Raw genomic sequence first — 17,027 nt, 5'->3', positions numbered from 1 at the left:
GAAGCCGTTCCGCTTGATTTAAGCCTTGGATTCTGCAACCAATACCGCTTTGCGCGACAGGTTGATACGTCCCTGCTGGTCGATCTCGGTCACTTTGACGGTGATCGTATCCCCGACATTCACGACGTCCTCAACTTTGCCGACACGCTCGGTCGAGAGCTGGGAAATGTGCACAAGTCCCTCTTTATTCGGAAGCACTTCGACGAAAGCACCGAATTTCTCGACCCGTTTGACGGTGCCGACATAAATTTCGCCGACTTCAACTTCACGGACGATGCCTTCAATAATAGAGCGGGCTTTCTGGTTCATTTCCTCATTGGACGATGCGATGAAGACGCGTCCGTCCTGCTCGATGTCGATCTTCACGCCGGTTTCCTCGATGATCTTGTTGATGATCTTGCCGCCTGCGCCGATCACGTCGCGGATCTTGTCCGGATTGATGTTCATGACGATGATCTTCGGAGCATAAGGAGACAACGTCTCTCTTGGCTTCTGGATCGCTTCCATCATTTTGCTCAGGATAAACATCCGTCCTTCTTTGGCCTGCTTCAGAGCGTCGTTCAAAATCTGGCGGTCAATGCCGGCAATTTTGATGTCCATCTGAATGGCGGTTACCCCTTCAGCCGTACCGGCCACTTTGAAGTCCATATCGCCCAGATGGTCTTCCATCCCCTGAATATCCGTCAGAATGGATACATGCTCTCCGTCTTTAATCAGACCCATGGCTACACCGGCAACCGGCGCCTTGATCGGTACCCCGGCATCCATCATGGCCAGTGTGCTTGCGCAAATACTTGCCTGGGATGTGGAACCGTTCGACTCCAGCACTTCGGAAACGAGACGAATCGTGTACGGGAACTCGGTCTCCGATGGAATGACCTTCGACAGAGCGCGTTCACCCAGCGCGCCGTGGCCGATTTCGCGGCGTCCCGGTGCACGAAGCGGACGGGCTTCGCCTACGCTGAACGGAGGGAAGTTATAATGGTGCATAAAGCGTTTGGTTTCCTGCAAATCGATCCCGTCCAGAATTTGCACGTCACCGAGCGCACCCAACGTACATACGCTGAGAGCCTGGGTTTGACCGCGAGTGAACAAGCCTGTACCGTGCGTGCGCGGCAGAATGTTCGTATCGCATTCGATCGGACGGATCTCGTCCAGACCCCGGCCGTCAGGACGGACTTTATCGTGGGTGATCAGGCGTCTTACTTCTTCTTTGACAATATCATGCAGCACTTCTTTGACATCTTTCAAGAGCTCAGGCGTCTCTATGTATTTTTGTTCAAAGAAAGTTACCGTTTCTTCGTTGATCGCATCAATTGCGTCCTGGCGGGCATGCTTCTCGGCGATACGTACCGCTTCTACGAGGCGCTGTGCAGCGAATTCGCGTACTTCGGCATTAACCTGGGCGTCAACCGCATGGAGCTTCACTTCCATTTTAGGTTTGCCGGCTTTTTGCGTCAGTTCGTCAATGACGGACACGATCTTTTTGATCTCCTCGTGACCGAACATAATCGCTTCCAGCATCGTTTCCTCAGGAACCTCGTTCGCCTCGGCTTCAACCATCATGATGGCGTCTCTGGTGCCTGCAACGACCAGGTAAATGTCACTTTTCTCCTGCTGCGCGATGTCCGGATTAATAATAAATTGTCCGTCTACGCGTCCTACGATGACACCGCCGATCGGTCCGTCAAACGGCACGTCCGAAATACTCAGCGCTGCGGAAGTACCGATCATGGCCGCAATATCCGGCGAGCAGTCCTGATCCACGCTCATGACAAGGTTCAGCACCTGCACATCGTTACGGAAGCCTTCCGGGAACAGCGGACGAATCGGACGGTCGGTCAGACGGCTGGCCAGAATGGCCTTCTCGCTCGGTCTGCCTTCCCGTTTGATAAAGCCCCCCGGGATTTTACCTACGGCATACAATCTTTCTTCATAGTTTACAGTCAGCGGAAAAAAGTCCAGATCCTTCGGTTCGCTGGAGGCGGTCACTGTACAAAGTACGGCCGTTTCCCCGTAGCGGACCATCACGGCGGCGTTAGCCTGCTTCGCGAGGCGTCCGGTCTCCATAACCAGGGTTCTGCCGCCCAACTGCATTTCAACACGACTTTCCATGAAATCCCTCCTTTATTACTCAATCAGTATTCCCCAGATGGGGATAATTCATATAGTCCTGCATAAAAAGCAACCCGGTTGCCCCGCTGTCACTCCTAGAAGGACAAACGGTGAACAACCAGGCTGCTTTCCGTAGAACAATATGGATTATTAACGACGCAATCCAAGTTTTTCAATCAGAGCGCTATAGCGTTTAACATCCTTGTTTTTCAAGTATGCCAACAGCTTACGGCGTTGACCGACCATTTTCAAAAGACCGCGACGGGAATGATGATCCTTCTTGTGCGTACGCAGGTGGTCTGTCAAATTAACGATGTTCTCCGTAAGGATAGCAATTTGCACTTCAGGAGATCCTGTATCGGACTCATGAGTTTTGTGCTCTTCGATCAGTTGTTGTTTGCGTTCTTGAGTCAATGCCATCCTGTTCACCTCCTTAACATAAATAATCGCCGTTAGCCTAGAAACCGTCGGTGAGATCGTGTATCCAAGCTAAGGTTTCCTTCAGCCCATGGGCATCCAGCAACGTTTATCAGTATAGCATACTTCACCGGCAAAAGTAAATGTTCGCCAGCGCGTAAGCTTTAGCGGCCCGACTTCAAAAGTTCTCTTGCGCGATCCGCGTCCGCCTGGATCTGGGCGATGAGTTCCGGTACGGAAGGGAACTTCCGCTCATTCCGGATAAAATGGACCAGTTCCACCGAGACCTGCTCGCCGTAAATTTCCCGGTCAAAGTCAAACAAGTGAACCTCAAAGCTTGGCACCGTTTCGTTCTCATGAAACGTCGGTTTGACCCCCACATTCATGACGCCGGGAAAAATCCTTCCGTTCAAAAAGGCTCGTACCGCGTAGACACCCTTAACCGGAATGACGAACTTATCGTCCAGTTTCAGGTTGGCCGTCGGAAAACCGATGGTGCGGCCGCGTTTTTCTCCGCCGACCACGGTTCCGCGCAGCCGGTAGCTGCGGCCGAGCAGACGGCCGGCCCGCTCCAGGTCACCCCTTTGCAGCGCTTTGCGAATTTCCGTACTGCTGACCTTGCCGCCTTCCAGCTCGAACGGCGGGATGACTTCGACGTCCAGCCGGCCGTTCCCCAGCAGGCGGAGCATCTCAGCATTGCCTTCCCCCTTGTGGCCAAAGCGGAAATCGAAACCGACCACGGCCGCCTCGATGCCCAAGGGAAACAGCACGCCTTCCACGAATTCCTGCGGACTTACATGGGAAAAGGAATCGTTAAACTCAACGACGTATACGATATCGACCCCCAGGCCGGCCAGCAGCTCCTGCTTCTCCTGCAGGGGCGTCAGGCTGCCTTCGTAGTCCCCTTTCTTCATAACGTCCTTCGGATGCGGATGGAATGTCATGACGGCCGAAGGGATGTGCTTGCCCTTTGCCAGATTCACCGCAGAAGAGATGACGCTGGCATGACCAAGGTGCACTCCGTCGAACTGTCCGATGGCTGCGACCTGCGGCTGGGTATGCTCCCGGATGACCTCCGCAGGCAGCGGGTACGATAAATATACGGTCTTCACTGTTCTTTCACCTGCAATTCCATAGATAATCATTATGACTCTGGCAGAAATACCTTGACCGGAGCAATGGCCCCCGTCTCTGCCTGTTTTTCGAAAATACCGAGAAACGTTCCCTTTGGATCATACAGTCGTATGCATCCGGGCAGCATGACCTCCGGCGTAACCGCTCTGCCCGAGAGCCTCTGACCCTGCAAGGCGGCAGCCGCCTTGTCCTCGGCCACGGTATGGGCCGGAAGATGCCGGACCGCTTCGTCGACCGGAATCAAATGCTCGTCCAGCTCACCCGTCGCCGTCAGGCGCTCGATATCTTCGAGCGTGAGGCACTTCGAAGCCGGAATTCCTGCCGACATCGTGCGCTCCAGCTTCACCATCGTTGACGGCAGATGCAGAGCCCGTCCGATATCTACGCATAACGTCCGAATGTACGTCCCCTTGGAGCACAGAACCCGAAAGGAAATGTCCAGATAAGGCCCTTGCCAGGCCGAGCCGGTCATTTCAATTTCGTGAATCGTCACCTCGCGGCTTTTGCGCTCAACCGTCTTACCCTCCCGGGCCAGCTCGTAGAGCCGTTTGCCTCCGACCTTGACCGCAGAGTACATGGGGGGCACCTGGGAAATCTTCCCTTTAAAAGAGCGGAGCACCTTCTCCACATCTTCCGGCGTGACATGGACCTCGTCCACAGATTCTGTGACCGTACCGGTCAAATCCTCAGTGTCGGTGGCAATGCCCAGCCGCAGGGTGGCTGCATATTCCTTCGGAAGCTCCTGCATGTACTCCACCACCCGGGTCGCCCGGCCGAGGCAGAGCGGCAGAACACCGGTAACTTCGGGATCCAAGGTTCCGGTGTGCCCAATCCGCTTCATTTTCAATATACGGCGCGCCTTGGCAACGACATCGTGCGAAGTCATCCCCGCCGGCTTGTCGATGGCCAATACACCTTCTAAGCTGCTCATAAAAATTGTCTCACCCGTTCTATAACCTGAGGAATAATCGTATCCAGCGTTCCTTCGATCCGGCACCCCGCTGCGCGGACATGCCCGCCGCCGCCAAACGTCTGCGCCAGGGCGGCCACGTCAACTTTGCCTGCAGAGCGCAGGCTTACTTTGACCGCTTGGTCATTGATCACTTTGAATAAAATGCCGACCTCGACGCCCTGAATATTTCGCGGATAGTTCACGATTCCTTCCAGGTCATCGTTGGCCGCGCCGGCTTCCACCATATGCTCGGGAGTGACGTATACCCAGCTGATTTTGCCGTCCGGCGTCATCTCGAGTGTATTCAACGCTTTGACCAGCACCTTCATCTGGGGCAGGGTCATTGCCTCGAGCAGGGTTTCCGACAGCTCCGGCCCGTTGACACCATAGCCGAGCAGCTCGGAAGCCGCCGCCATCACTTTAGGGGACGTATTGGAATAACGGAAACCGCCGGTGTCCGTCAGCAGCCCGGTGTAGATCGCGGTCGCAATCTCCTTCGTCCATTGAAATCCGAAAGCATGGATCAGATCATACAAAATTTCGGCCGTCGCCGCAGCGTCAGGTTTGATCAGCGTCGCGCTCCCGTAACCGTTGTTGGTCGGGTGGTGATCGATGTTCAAGATCAAGGCATCCGGAGCGAAGCATTGCTGCGTTAATCCCACTCTCCCAAAATCGGCGCAATCCACACAAATGACATGCTTGAATGAACGTTCCGGTGGATGAAGCTCCATATTCACGATCTGCTCTGACAGGCATAAAAATTTCATCCGTTCAGGAATCGGCCCTTCATTGATCAGAGTAAATTTTTTGCCCAGACATGAGAGAAGCCAGCCCACGGCAACTGTGGAACTGACTGCATCTCCGTCCGGCTGAATATGAGACACTACTAGATAATCATCATGTGTCAGCAAAAACTCCTTTGCCTGCTCAAGCGATTGTTCATAGGTCTGCATTGGCCGTCTCCTTTAAATCTTTTATTTAGTTATCTTCGTTTTTTCCGATTTCACCGAGGAGCTTCTCGATGTGACTGCCATACGCGATGGATTCGTCAAACTTGAAAATCAGCTCCGGGGTATGGCGCAGCCGGACTCGCTTGCCGAGCTCCGAGCGGAGAAAGCCGTTCGCCTTCTCCAGAGCCTTCAGCGTGTTGTTCTTCTGCTCGTTATCCCCCAGAACGCTTAAATAAACTTTCGCCTGCGACAAATCGTTCGTCACATCCACACCGGTTACGGTAACGAAACCGATGCGCGGGTCCTTCAGTTCGCTTTGGATAAGCTGGCTCAGCTCTTTCTTGATCTGCTCTCCAACCCGTCCAGCCCGAATTTTAGCCATGCCTGTTCACCTCTCTACTTGCGCTCCACCGTTTCCATGATGAACGCTTCAATAACGTCGCCTTCCTTGACGTCATTATAGCTTTCCAAAGTAATGCCACATTCATAACCCTGTGCCACTTCTTTAGCGTCGTCCTTGAAACGTTTGAGCGTATCGATCTTACCTTCATGGATAACGATGCCGTCGCGGATCAGGCGGACTTCGGCATTACGCGCGATCTTGCCTGATGTAACCATACATCCGGCAATCGTACCCACTTTGCTGATTTTGAAGAGGTTGCGCACTTCCGCGTGGCCGATAACCACTTCTTTATATTCCGGATCCAGCATGCCCTTCATGGCCTGCTCGATTTCTTCAATGACGTTGTAAATGACGCGATGCAGGCGGATATCCACTTTTTCCTGCTCGGCGGTTGCGCCAGCCTGCGGATCTGGACGGACGTTAAAGCCGATGACGATCGCATTGGACGCCGCTGCCAGAATGATATCGGACTCGGTAATTGCCCCTGCGCCGCTGTGGATGATTTTGACGCGAACGCCTTCCACTTCGATCTTGGAGAGCGAGCCTTTCAGCGCTTCGACCGAACCCTGCACGTCGCCTTTGATAATGACGTTCAGGTCCTTGATCTCGCCGTCCTTGATGTGCTTGAACAGATCGTCCAGCGTGACGCGGACGTTGCTGCCAAGATCGGACTGACGCTGTGTGATGGCGCGTTTCTCGGCAATTGAACGGGCCTTGCGCTCGTCTTCAAATACCATGAACGGATCGCCGGCAAGCGGAACCTCGGTCAGACCGGTGATTTCCACCGGCGTAGACGGTCCGGCTTCCTTCAAACGGCGTCCCTTGTCGTTGACCATCGCCCGGACGCGGCCAAAGCAGTTGCCTGCCACAAACGCATCCCCGACTTTCAGCGTACCGTGCTGTACCAGCACGCGGGCTACCGGTCCGCGGCCTTTATCCAGCTCGGCCTCGATCACCGCACCGCGGGCGCGTTTGTCCGGATTCGCTTTGTATTCGTTCACTTCGGCGACCAGAAGGATCATCTCAAGCAGATCCTCAAGCCCCATTCTTTGCTTCGCGGATACGTTGACGAAAATCGTGTCTCCGCCCCACTCTTCCGGAACGAGACCGTATTCGGTCAGCTCCTGCTTCACTTTATCCGGATTAGCATCCGGTTTGTCGATTTTGTTCACTGCAACGATGATCGGCAGCTCGGCCGCCTTCGCGTGGTTGATAGCTTCCACCGTCTGCGGCATGACGCCGTCGTCGGCAGCGACCACAATGATCGTAATGTCGGTAATTTGCGCACCGCGCGCACGCATGGCCGTAAACGCTTCGTGGCCCGGCGTATCAAGGAACGTGATCTTCTTGCTGTTGATCTCCACCTGATAAGCACCGATGTGCTGGGTGATGCCTCCGGCTTCGCCGCCGGTTACGTTCGTGGAACGGATGGCATCCAGCAGCGTCGTTTTACCATGGTCGACGTGACCCATAATGGTGACAACCGGCGGACGCGACTTCAGATCAGCCGGATCGTCGTTCTCTTCGACGGTTTCGAAGCGATCGTCCTCGACCACGATCTTCACTTCGACTTCGACGCCGAATTCGCCGGCAAGCAGCAAAATCGTATCGATGTCGAGTTCCTGGTTGATCGTTGCCATGACGCCCATCTGGATCAGCTTCTTAATGACTTCGGAAGCATCCTTATGAAGCAGTTTGGCCGTTTCGCCAACGGTCATGTTGCCGCGGACGATAATCTTCTTCGGCGTGTTGTCGATCTTCTCGCGCGGCGGCTGCTGAGACTGTTGTCTGCCGCGGTTGTTCTTACCGCCGCGATTGTTCCGGTTAAATCCTCCGCCCTGGCGGTTGTCGTCAAAGCGTTTCGAACCGTTGCTGTTGCCGCGGTTCTGACCGCGATTGCCGCCGCCGCGGTTATCGTTGCTTCTGGAGAAGTTGTTGTCGCCGCCGGCGTTTCCTTGCGGACCGCGGTTTCCGGTGGATTGCTGCTGCGGGCGTCCTGCGCCCGAGCGCTGGCCGCCACCCTGCTGCGATCCTTGAGGGCGATTGCCGCCTTGACCGGATCCTTGGGGGCGATTGCCGCCTTGGCCGGATCCTTGCGGACGGCCTCCTTGGGAACCTTGATTCCGGTTATTCGATCCGGCACCCGCGCCTTGCGGACGGTTGCCCGATCCATTCGATTGACCTTGCGGTCTGCTTTGCTGAGATCCTGAGTGACTTCTGCGGGAATCTTGCCCGCCCTGCGGTCTTTGCGACCCTGATTGTGTGGTGTTATTCAATTTATTATTCATACCTACCTGCTTTTCCTGTTGTTTTTGTGATGGGTCCGATCCGGCTGCCCGGCCGCCCTGGTTACGCTGAGTGCCTGCCTCGTTTCTGACCGCGGAAGTGCTCGCCACGGTCTGGCGGTCTCCGCCTTCCCGCTTGGCGGCCGCATTCGACTTAATATCCTTGAAAAATTGTTCCACCTTCGAGACCGCATCATTCTCCATAACGCTCATATGATTGTTAACGGGAATATCAAGCCTTTTCAAAATGGTTATGATTTCCTTACTACTCATATTAAGTGATTTTGCATATTCGTACACGCGCAGCTTATCTTTACTGTCCTGTTTACTCAATATACTCCACCTCCGAATTATCTCCAAGACTCTTGGAGATCATTTCTGCGAATCCTTGATCCGTAATGGCGAGCACAACCCTTTCGGGCTTTCCAATGCTTGTGCCCAGGCTTTCCCGGTCAAATCCGATCACCAGAGGAATGTTGTATGTTCCGCATTTGTCGCGGAACTTTTTTTGTGTATTGGCTGAGGCGTCAGCCGCCAGCATGACCAGTTTCGCTTCGGAAGACCGGATCGCTTTCAGGACGATTTCGTCGCCGGTGACCACTTTCCCCGCCCGCATGGCAAGACCCAGGCGGGATAAAGTTTTACTCATCAACCGAACGTTCCTTTACGGCCAAAAATTCGTCTTCCACGAGCACAAAGTCATCTGCGAGCTGTTCGTAAATTTCCGGTTTGACATGATGCTTCAGAGCCCGATCCAGTGATTTGTTCTTCTGTGCCAGTTTAAAGCAAGATACTTTGCCGCAGAGGTAAGCCCCCCGGCCCGACTTCTTGCCAGTCAGGTCGATCAGCACTTCATCTTCCGGCGTTTTGACAATACGGATCAGTTCTTTCTTGGGCATCATTTCCTGGCATGCCACGCATTTGCGCAGCGGGACTTTTCTTTGTTTCATGCCGCGACCCCCGTCCTGTTTGGAATTAATCGACGGAGACGGAATCTTGATGCATTTCACCCGAGGATGTTTTCGGTCTGCCGAATTCCTGTTCCGCCTGGCTCTCACTCTTAATATCGATCTTCCATCCTGTCAGCTTGGCTGCAAGGCGGGCGTTTTGCCCTTTGATCCCGATCGCGAGAGACAATTGATAATCCGGCACGATGACACGTGCCATCTTCTCGTCTTCAAATACAATCACTTCCAGAACCTTGGAAGGGCTGAGGGCATTGGCCACATACTCTTCCACCTGTTCGGAATAACGGACGATGTCGATTTTTTCACCGCGCAGCTCATTGACAATGGTCTGCACACGCAAGCCCTTCGGCCCGACGCAGGAGCCGACAGGATCCACTTCCGGGTTGCGGGAATACACCGCGATCTTCGAGCGGAATCCGGCTTCACGGGCGACGGAGCGAATTTCCACGACACCGTCAAAAATTTCCGGAACCTCCAGCTCGAACAATCGCTTCAAGAGCCCCGGATGCGTCCGGGACAGCATGATTTGCGGCCCCTTGGTCGTATTCTCCACCTTCGTGATGTAGGCTTTGATCCGGTCGGCGTGCTTGAACTTTTCGTTCGGCATCAGCTCGTTGAGCGGCAGCACCGCTTCCACCTTGCCCAGATCCACGTAGAAGTTGCGAGGATCCTGGCGCTGGACCGTACCGGTCACGATATCCTCTTCTTTGTCGACGAAGGCGTTATAAATCAGGCCGCGCTCCGCCTCACGGATCCGCTGCGTAACGACCTGTTTGGCCGTCTGGGCGGCAATCCGGCCGAAATCCCGGGGAGTGACCTCGATTTCCGCAATATCGTCAATTTGGAAATGCGGATTGATTTCGCGGGCGGCAGGCAGGGAAATTTCGGTGCGGGGATCCAGCACCTCTTCCACAATCAGCTTGCGGGCAAACACTTTGATAACCCCGGTATTCCGGTTCATGTCGACGCGAACGTTCTGCGCCGTGTTAAAATTCCGTTTGTAGCTGGAGATCAGCGCTGCCTCAATGGCTTCGAACAAAATGTCCTTGCTGATTCCTTTCTCTCTTTCCAACTCATTCATCGCTTCAATAAAATCCATACTCATTGGAAATCAATTCCCCCTTTCAAAGTGCAGCCTTGTATTTAAAAAATAATCGCCAGTCTGGCGCTGGCAACTTTTGCATACGGGATGCTGTATTCCTTCTTGCCCGCAGAAATGACAAGAACGTCGTCCTCGAACGAAAGAAGCCGGCCTTCAAATTCCTTCTGGCCTTCTACCTGCTCGTAAACCGTTACAAAAACATCTTTGCCGACGGCTTTGGCTACGTCTTCCTTCTTCTTGAGCGGACGTTCGGCGCCAGGGGAGGAGACTTCCAGAAAGTAAGCTTCGGGAATCGGATCGTTCTCGTCCAGCTTCCCGCTCAGATACTCGCTGATCATCCCGCAGTCATCAATGTCGATGCCGCCTTCCTTGTCAACAAAGACGCGAAGAAAGTAGTTGCTGCCTTCCTTCACGTAATCGATGTCGACAAGCTCGAAGTTATGCTCATCCAAATAGGGCTGTACCATTTGTTCCACAATTCCTTTGATCTTCGGTGTGCTCAAAGATTATAACCTCCAAGGCTTCAAATATCCTATATACCAAAGAGTAAAGAGTGGGTCGCCCCACTCTTTAAACAACGGTTTTATCTACATGATTACCAAAAAAATTATAACATAGTCTGGCAGTACTGACAAGTATGATGCCTTGACTAAACCTTGTGCAGCAAGGGGTTAGGGCGTTGCACGCAAAAGACGGAATTAAAATAACGAAAGCTGGTTGCTCTCCGGAAGCCCCCTGAAGCAGCCCATACCCGTGAGCAGTTCGATGATCGTCTTGCTCGCTTTGGATTTCTGCTGGAAATCCTCAATGGAGAGAAACTCCCCGTATTCACGGGCGGCGGCGATGTTCTTGGCCGCGTTATCCCCGATACCGGCCAGCGCCGAGAACGGTGGAATCAGCGATTCTCCGTCCACCGTAAACCGGGTCGCATCGGAACGGTACAGATCGATCGGCTTGAACGTAAAGCCGCGTGCGGTCATTTCCAGCGCCATCTCGAGGATCGAGAGCATGCTTTTTTCCTTGGTCGTCGCCTGGAAGCCCTTCTGCTCGATCTCTTCGATTTGCCGGTAGATGGCCTCATAGCCCTGGCAGCACAGCTCGATATCGAAGTCTTCTGCCCGGACCGAGAAGTAAGTGGCATAATATTCGATCGGATGGTACAGCTTGAAGTAAGCCGTGCGCACCGCAGAGATAACATATGCAGCGGCGTGCGCTTTCGGGAACATGTACTGGATTTTGAGACAGGAATCGATATACCACTGCGGCACCTTGCACCGGTTCATCTCCTCGATCCACTCTGGCGTCAAGCCCTTGCCCTTACGCACGCTTTCCGTAATTTTAAACGCCAGGCTCGCATCCATGCCAGCTTTGTAAATCAGGAACAGCATGATGTCGTCACGGCAGCCGATTACCGTTTTGATGTTACAGGTGCCGTTCTTGATGAGTTCCTGCGCATTGCCGAGCCATACGCCTGTTCCGTGGGACAGGCCCGAGATTTGCAGCAAGTCGGCAAAGGAGGATGGCTTCGACTCAATCAGCATCTGGCGGACGAACTTCGTCCCCATCTCCGGCACGCCGTAGGTGGCCACCGGTGTCCGGATTTGTTCGGGCCTTACCCCGAGCGCCTCCGTTGAGTTGAACATGCTCATGACCTTCGGATCGTTCATCGGAATCGTCGTCGGATCGACCCCTGTTAAATCCTGCAGCATCCGCATCATGGTCGGATCATCGTGCCCCAGGATATCGAGCTTGAGCAGGTTCGCGTCGAAGGCGTGATAATCGAAGTGGGTCGTCTTCCATTCCGCGTTCGTATCGTCAGCCGGGAATTGAACCGGCGTGATGTCTTCCACTTCCATGTAATCAGGGACAACGACGATGCCGCCCGGGTGCTGGCCCGTGCTCCGCTTGACGCCGGTGCATCCGGCGGCGAGCCGGTTCAGCTCCGCTCCGCGCCACTTTTTATGGTACTCCTCTTCGTATTTCTTTGTATAACCGAATGCCGTTTTTTCCGCCACGGTACCTATCGTTCCTGCACGGAACACACATTTTTCGCCAAAAATCTCTTTTGTATAGTTGTGTGCCGTCGGCTGATATTCCCCGGAAAAGTTCAAGTCGATATCGGGAACCTTGTCGCCCTTAAAGCCAAGGAACGTCTCGAACGGGATATCCTGACCTTCGCCCTTCAGCATTTGGCCGCAGTTCGGGCATTGCTTGTCCGGAAGGTCAAATCCGCTCGGCACGCTGCCGTCCAGGAACCATTCGCTGTGCTTGCATTCCGGATTTTTGCAAATATAATGCGCGGGCAGCGGGTTAACCTCGGAAATGCCGAGGAAGGTCGCGACGACAGACGATCCGACGGAACCCCGCGAACCGACAAGGTAGCCGTCCTGGTTCGACTTTTTCACCAGCCGCTCGGAAATGAGATAGTTGGCGGAGAAGCCGTATTTGATAATCGGCTCCAGTTCCTTCTCCAGCCGTGCGACGACAACTTCCGGCAGGTCTTCGCCATAAATCGACCGCGCCGTTGCATAGCAAGTGTTGCGGATTTCCTCATCCGCCCCCTCGATAATCGGCGTAAACAGCTTGTCCGGGAACAGCTCGTATTCCTCAAAACGGTCGGCCAGATCGTTGGTATTCTTCACAACCACTTCCATCGCCTTCTCCGGACCAAGGAACTCGAATTCCTCCAGCATCTCTTCCGTCGTCCGGAAATGGGCATCCGGCTTGCGGATATCCTTCAGCGGGCTGAAGCCTGTAATGCCGTGTATCGTAATGTCCCGGAACAGCTTGTCCCGCGGCTCCAGATAGTGCACATTGCCGGTGGCAATCACGGGCTTGTTCAGCTTTTCCCCGATCTCGCACACCGTCTTGATGGCGTTCTTCAGCTCAATTGTGCTTCCGACGAGCCCTTTATCTACAAGGTGCATGTACATCGTCAGCGGTTGAATTTCCAAAATATCATAGAACTCCGCCACCTCGGTCGCCTCCTCCACCGTCTTGTTCAGCACGGTTTCGAAGAACTCGCCCTTCTCGCAGCCGGAGATGACCAGCAGCCCTTCGCGCATCTCCTCCAGCTTCGATTTCGGGATGCATGGCACCCGTTTGAAATATTCGGTGTGCGACATCGACACCAGCTTGTACAAGTTTTTCTTGCCGATCGGGTTCAGCGCGTAGATTCCGCAGTGGAACGGACGAGAATTGGACAGATCCTTGCCGACGTAATCGTTCAGGCGTTCCAGGCGGGTCAGCCCTTTGATCTTCTCGGCATCGGCGAGCAGTCCGTCCAGAATGCCGGCGAGGGCAATCGTATCGTCAATCGCCCGGTGGTGGCTTTCCAGCGCCACTTTATACTTATCCGCCAACGTGTTGAGGCGGTGGTTTTTCATCGTCGGGTGAAGCAATCTGGCCAGCTCCAGCGTATCCAGCGCCGGGTTGTCCAGTTCTGGCATGCCGAGCCCCTTCAGGGCAGCCTGGATGAAGCCCACGTCGAACCGTGCGTTGTGAGCCACAAGTACGCCGTCACCGACAAACTTGACGAAGTCCTGGATGACGGGATCAAGCTCCGGCGCATCCTTGACCATCTCGTCGTTAATGTTGGTCAGCTGCTGGATGTGATACGGTATTTTTTCATGCGGGTTGACAAACGTAGCGTAACGGTCGACTTCCTTGCCTTCATGCATTTTGACGGCCGCAAGCTCGATGATTTTGTTGTTCGTGATCGACAGGCCGGTGGTCTCGATATCGAATACGATGTAAGTCGCAGACTTCAAGTCCATCGGCTTCGGCTGCATGACGACCGGAACGGAATCGTTCACCACATTGGCCTCGACGCCGTAAATCATCTTGATCCCGTTTTTCTTCGCGGCTTTCGCCGCTTCGGGATAACACTGCACGCCACCGTGATCGGACACGGCAATCGCTTTGTGGCCCCACTTGGCGGCTGTCTTGATATACTGGTCGATTGGCGTCACGGCGTCCATTGTGCTCATCGTTGTATGCAAATGGAACTCCACCCGCTTCTCCGGAGCATTATCCTTGCGGGTAGGCGGCGCCTGGACTTCGATCAAATCCGAAGGAATCATGACCAGCTCGGGAATCGTCATAAAGCGGTCCATCTCGACGCGTCCGCGGGCTTTCACCCATTTGCCGTTGGCGAGCAGGCTCAGAACTTTGACGTCTTCCTTCGTCTTGGCGAACATTTTCATCTGCAGGGAATCCGTAAAGTCCGTCAGGTTAAACATGAACAGCGTGCTGCCGTTGCGCAGCTCTTTACGGTCCAGGCCAAAAATCGTGCCCTGAACCGTAATTTTCTTCTCTTCGTCCTGGATTTCCTGAATCGGAACCGGCTGCTCCTTGATATCGTAACCGACCTGAAGAAAGACTTCCTCATCGTCACCCTCAGCGGCGCGCGTCTCCGCCTCCATGCTGGTGATCATCTTCTGGATGACCTCACGCTCTTCCTCGAGCTTCTTCTGCTCGAATTCCTCGTACATTTCCCGCTGGATTTCGCCAACTTGAATTTTGACGCGGAGAGGAACCTCGAAGTAATGCGCGAAGAAACGAGTGAGCGCCTGATCGATCTGCTTCTTTCTCGCCAGCTCCAGCGACGTATTGTCGGACATCGTGACCGTCAGGGTTTCTCCGTCCAGCTCATGCTTAGCCCGGGCCATCCAGCCGTTGACGGAAGGAATTTCGCGGTGAACCCACTCCAGGAAAAGGTTCCAGTATGCGCCGACGATATCTTTGCGGTCTACTTCTTCTGCATATCTGAACACAAACGACAGCTTTGCAATATGCTGCATTTTCTCCTGAAGCCTCAGACAGAACGTCCGGTACACCTCACCGGGGACCAAGGTTTCCTTCCAGATGGTGATTCTCCATTCCTGATTGCTCCGGCTGATCTCCACCTGTTCGATATGACCATCCAGAAAATAGGGATCCACGATCGCGGGCGGTATTTCCCCCTGCTTCATCAGCAGCTCGAACCGTTTTCTCTTTTCCCCCACGTTTTCCATGCTCTCCTCCCCCTTTAAAGCGCTAATCCATAAACATGAAGAGCCTCTGTTCACAAAAATGTCTCGATCTCGTGCACCGACTCATTTCTGGCAGAAGCTCCTCATCATTATTTCATCCGGCCTCTCTACCGATCCGCCGGGTTCTTCCCTGCTTATGCGGGAAACGAATCAAACTCGCAGCTTGGCTGCCGCAGTATTAATACGCTCTTGCAAAAACGACGGTGTGCTTGGCAGGCTGCCCGCATACCAGACAGGTATGCTTCTCTTCCGCAGGCTCGAAAGGAATGTTCCGGCTGGTTGCCCCGGTCTCTTCCTTCACCTTGCTCTCGCAGGCTTCCGAACCGCACCATCCCGCCAAGGTAAATCCGCGCTGCTGTTCCATGCTGCTCTTCATTTCCTCCAGCGTATCCACCGAATAGAAATGGTCGTTCATAAACTGCTTCGCACGATCAAACATTTCCTTCTGGACCTGATCCAGCATCGTCTGAACTTCTTCGACCAGGTTGGCCTGCTGGACAACCTTCTTCTCGCCGGTAATCCGGGAGACGAGCACGCAGACACCGTTCTCCATGTCACGTGGACCGATTTCCAAACGGACCGGAACGCCGCGCATTTCGTATTCGTTGAATTTCCATCCCGGACGAAGGTCGCTGCGGTCGTCCACGCGCACGCGGATGCCTGCCTGCTTCAGCTCGGCGAACAGCTCGTCCGTGCGGCCAACGACAGCATCCCATGTTTTCGGCGGGCCGATCGGAATCATGATCACCTGCGTCGGAGCCACCTTAGGCGGCAGCGCCAGGCCGCGGTCATCGCCGTGCACCATAATCATCGAGCCGATCAGGCGCGTGCTTGTGCCCCAGGATGTCGTATGCACGTATTCCTGCTTGTTGTCTCTGCTTAAGTATTGAATGTCAAACGCCACCGCAAAGTTCGTGCCCAGGTAGTGGGAGGTTCCCGCCTGAACCGCGCGGCCGTCCTTCATCATCGCCTCGATGGAGAACGTCTCCACCGCACCGGCGAATTTCTCGGAAGGCGTCTTCTGGCCGGTAATGACCGGAATCGCCAAAAACTCTTCCACGAATTGACGGTACACTTCCAGCATCTTCATCGTTTCTTCGCGTGCTTCTTCTTCCGTCTCATGAGCGGTATGGCCTTCCTGCCACAAAAACTCGCTCGTGCGGAGGAACGGCAGCGTGCGCTTCTCCCAGCGGACGACGTTGGCCCACTGGTTAATGAGCACCGGCAGGTCGCGGTAGGATTGGATCCATTTGGCGTACATGTGCCCAAACATCGTCTCCGACGTCGGACGGATCGCCAGACGCTCCTCCAGCTTGTCTCCGCCTGCCTCAGTCACCCAAGGAAGCTCGGGATTAAAGCCCTCGACATGCTCTTTTTCTTTCTGGAAAAAGCTCTCCGGAATAAAGAGCGGAAAATAGGCGTTGCGATGACCCGTTTCCTTGAAACGGCGGTCCAGATCACGCTGGATGTGCTCCCAGATTTCGTAGCCGTCCGGACGGAAGACGATGCAGCCGCGAACCGGCGAATAATCCATCAGATCGGCTTTCTTGATTACATCAATATACCAGCGGGAGAAATCTTCTCCCTGCGGCGTAATCTCCGTCACAAATTGTTTATCGTTTGACATAAAAATGGACTTCCTCCCAAGTTCACCCCGTTCTAGCCGGG

General features: G+C 54.2%; 13 protein-coding genes. All 13 read right to left on the bottom strand.

Annotation, left to right across the window (positions count from 1 at the left end; genetic code table 11):
* Positions 1–18 precede the first annotated feature (18 nt).
* The 13 genes from pnp to proS all read right to left on the bottom strand — a co-directional run bounded on the left by pnp (position 19) and on the right by proS (position 16,986).
* The gene (pnp, locus tag GCU45_RS28460) at positions 19–2,115 is read right to left on the bottom strand and encodes a polyribonucleotide nucleotidyltransferase (protein WP_152402278.1); all 2,097 of its coding nucleotides are present in this window, start codon (positions 2,113–2,115) and stop codon (positions 19–21) included.
* Between the two features lie 150 nt (positions 2,116–2,265).
* Positions 2,266–2,535 carry a 30S ribosomal protein S15 gene (gene rpsO, locus GCU45_RS28455; protein ID WP_076168040.1) on the bottom strand — a complete coding sequence of 90 codons (270 nt, stop codon included), beginning with the start codon at positions 2,533–2,535 and terminating at the stop codon, positions 2,266–2,268.
* Positions 2,536–2,696: 161 nt separating this feature from the next.
* Positions 2,697–3,677 carry a bifunctional riboflavin kinase/FAD synthetase gene (locus GCU45_RS28450; RefSeq protein WP_425281235.1) on the bottom strand — a complete coding sequence of 327 codons (981 nt, stop codon included), beginning with the start codon at positions 3,675–3,677 and terminating at the stop codon, positions 2,697–2,699.
* A complete protein-coding gene (gene truB, locus GCU45_RS28445; protein ID WP_152402274.1) occupies positions 3,677–4,597 on the bottom strand; it encodes a tRNA pseudouridine(55) synthase TruB in 921 nt (306 codons plus the stop codon). The genes GCU45_RS28450 and truB overlap by 1 nt, the downstream gene beginning before the upstream one ends.
* The gene (locus GCU45_RS28440; protein WP_145021874.1) at positions 4,594–5,571 is read right to left on the bottom strand and encodes a DHH family phosphoesterase; all 978 of its coding nucleotides are present in this window, start codon (positions 5,569–5,571) and stop codon (positions 4,594–4,596) included. Before GCU45_RS28440 ends, truB begins: the two co-directional genes overlap by 4 nt.
* Before the next feature lie 25 nt (positions 5,572–5,596).
* Positions 5,597–5,950: a 30S ribosome-binding factor RbfA gene (rbfA, locus tag GCU45_RS28435; protein WP_076168050.1), complete on the bottom strand. Its 354-nt coding sequence runs from the start codon at positions 5,948–5,950 to the stop codon at positions 5,597–5,599.
* A 14-nt stretch (positions 5,951–5,964) separates the two neighbouring features.
* Positions 5,965–8,589 (bottom strand): translation initiation factor IF-2, encoded by a 2,625-nt coding sequence (gene infB / locus GCU45_RS28430; RefSeq protein WP_152402272.1) that lies wholly within the window; start codon positions 8,587–8,589, stop codon positions 5,965–5,967.
* Positions 8,582–8,905 carry a YlxQ family RNA-binding protein gene (locus GCU45_RS28425; RefSeq protein ID WP_076168054.1) on the bottom strand — a complete coding sequence of 108 codons (324 nt, stop codon included), beginning with the start codon at positions 8,903–8,905 and terminating at the stop codon, positions 8,582–8,584. Before GCU45_RS28425 ends, infB begins: the two co-directional genes overlap by 8 nt.
* Positions 8,898–9,206, bottom strand: a complete 309-nt coding sequence (gene rnpM, locus GCU45_RS28420; protein WP_076168056.1) for an RNase P modulator RnpM — start codon at positions 9,204–9,206, stop codon at positions 8,898–8,900. The genes GCU45_RS28425 and rnpM overlap by 8 nt, the downstream gene beginning before the upstream one ends.
* Before the next feature lie 25 nt (positions 9,207–9,231).
* The gene (nusA, locus tag GCU45_RS28415; RefSeq protein WP_105443609.1) at positions 9,232–10,329 is read right to left on the bottom strand and encodes a transcription termination factor NusA; all 1,098 of its coding nucleotides are present in this window, start codon (positions 10,327–10,329) and stop codon (positions 9,232–9,234) included.
* A gap of 38 nt (positions 10,330–10,367) precedes the next feature.
* Positions 10,368–10,829, bottom strand: coding sequence for a ribosome maturation factor RimP (rimP, locus tag GCU45_RS28410; RefSeq protein WP_145021880.1), 462 nt, complete (start codon positions 10,827–10,829; stop codon positions 10,368–10,370).
* A 195-nt stretch (positions 10,830–11,024) separates the two neighbouring features.
* A complete protein-coding gene (locus GCU45_RS28405; RefSeq protein WP_152402270.1) occupies positions 11,025–15,341 on the bottom strand; it encodes a PolC-type DNA polymerase III in 4,317 nt (1,438 codons plus the stop codon).
* Between the two features lie 196 nt (positions 15,342–15,537).
* Entirely contained in the window at positions 15,538–16,986 is a 1,449-nt protein-coding gene (gene proS, locus GCU45_RS28400) for a proline--tRNA ligase (protein WP_116231234.1), read from the bottom strand.
* Positions 16,987–17,027: the final 41 nt, after the last annotated feature.

The sequence above is a fragment of the Paenibacillus cellulositrophicus genome, assembly GCF_009363095.1.
GTDB classification, from domain to species: Bacteria; Bacillota; Bacilli; order Paenibacillales; family Paenibacillaceae; genus Paenibacillus_AQ; species Paenibacillus_AQ favisporus.
This window is presented reverse-complemented; position numbering and strand designations above follow the sequence as displayed.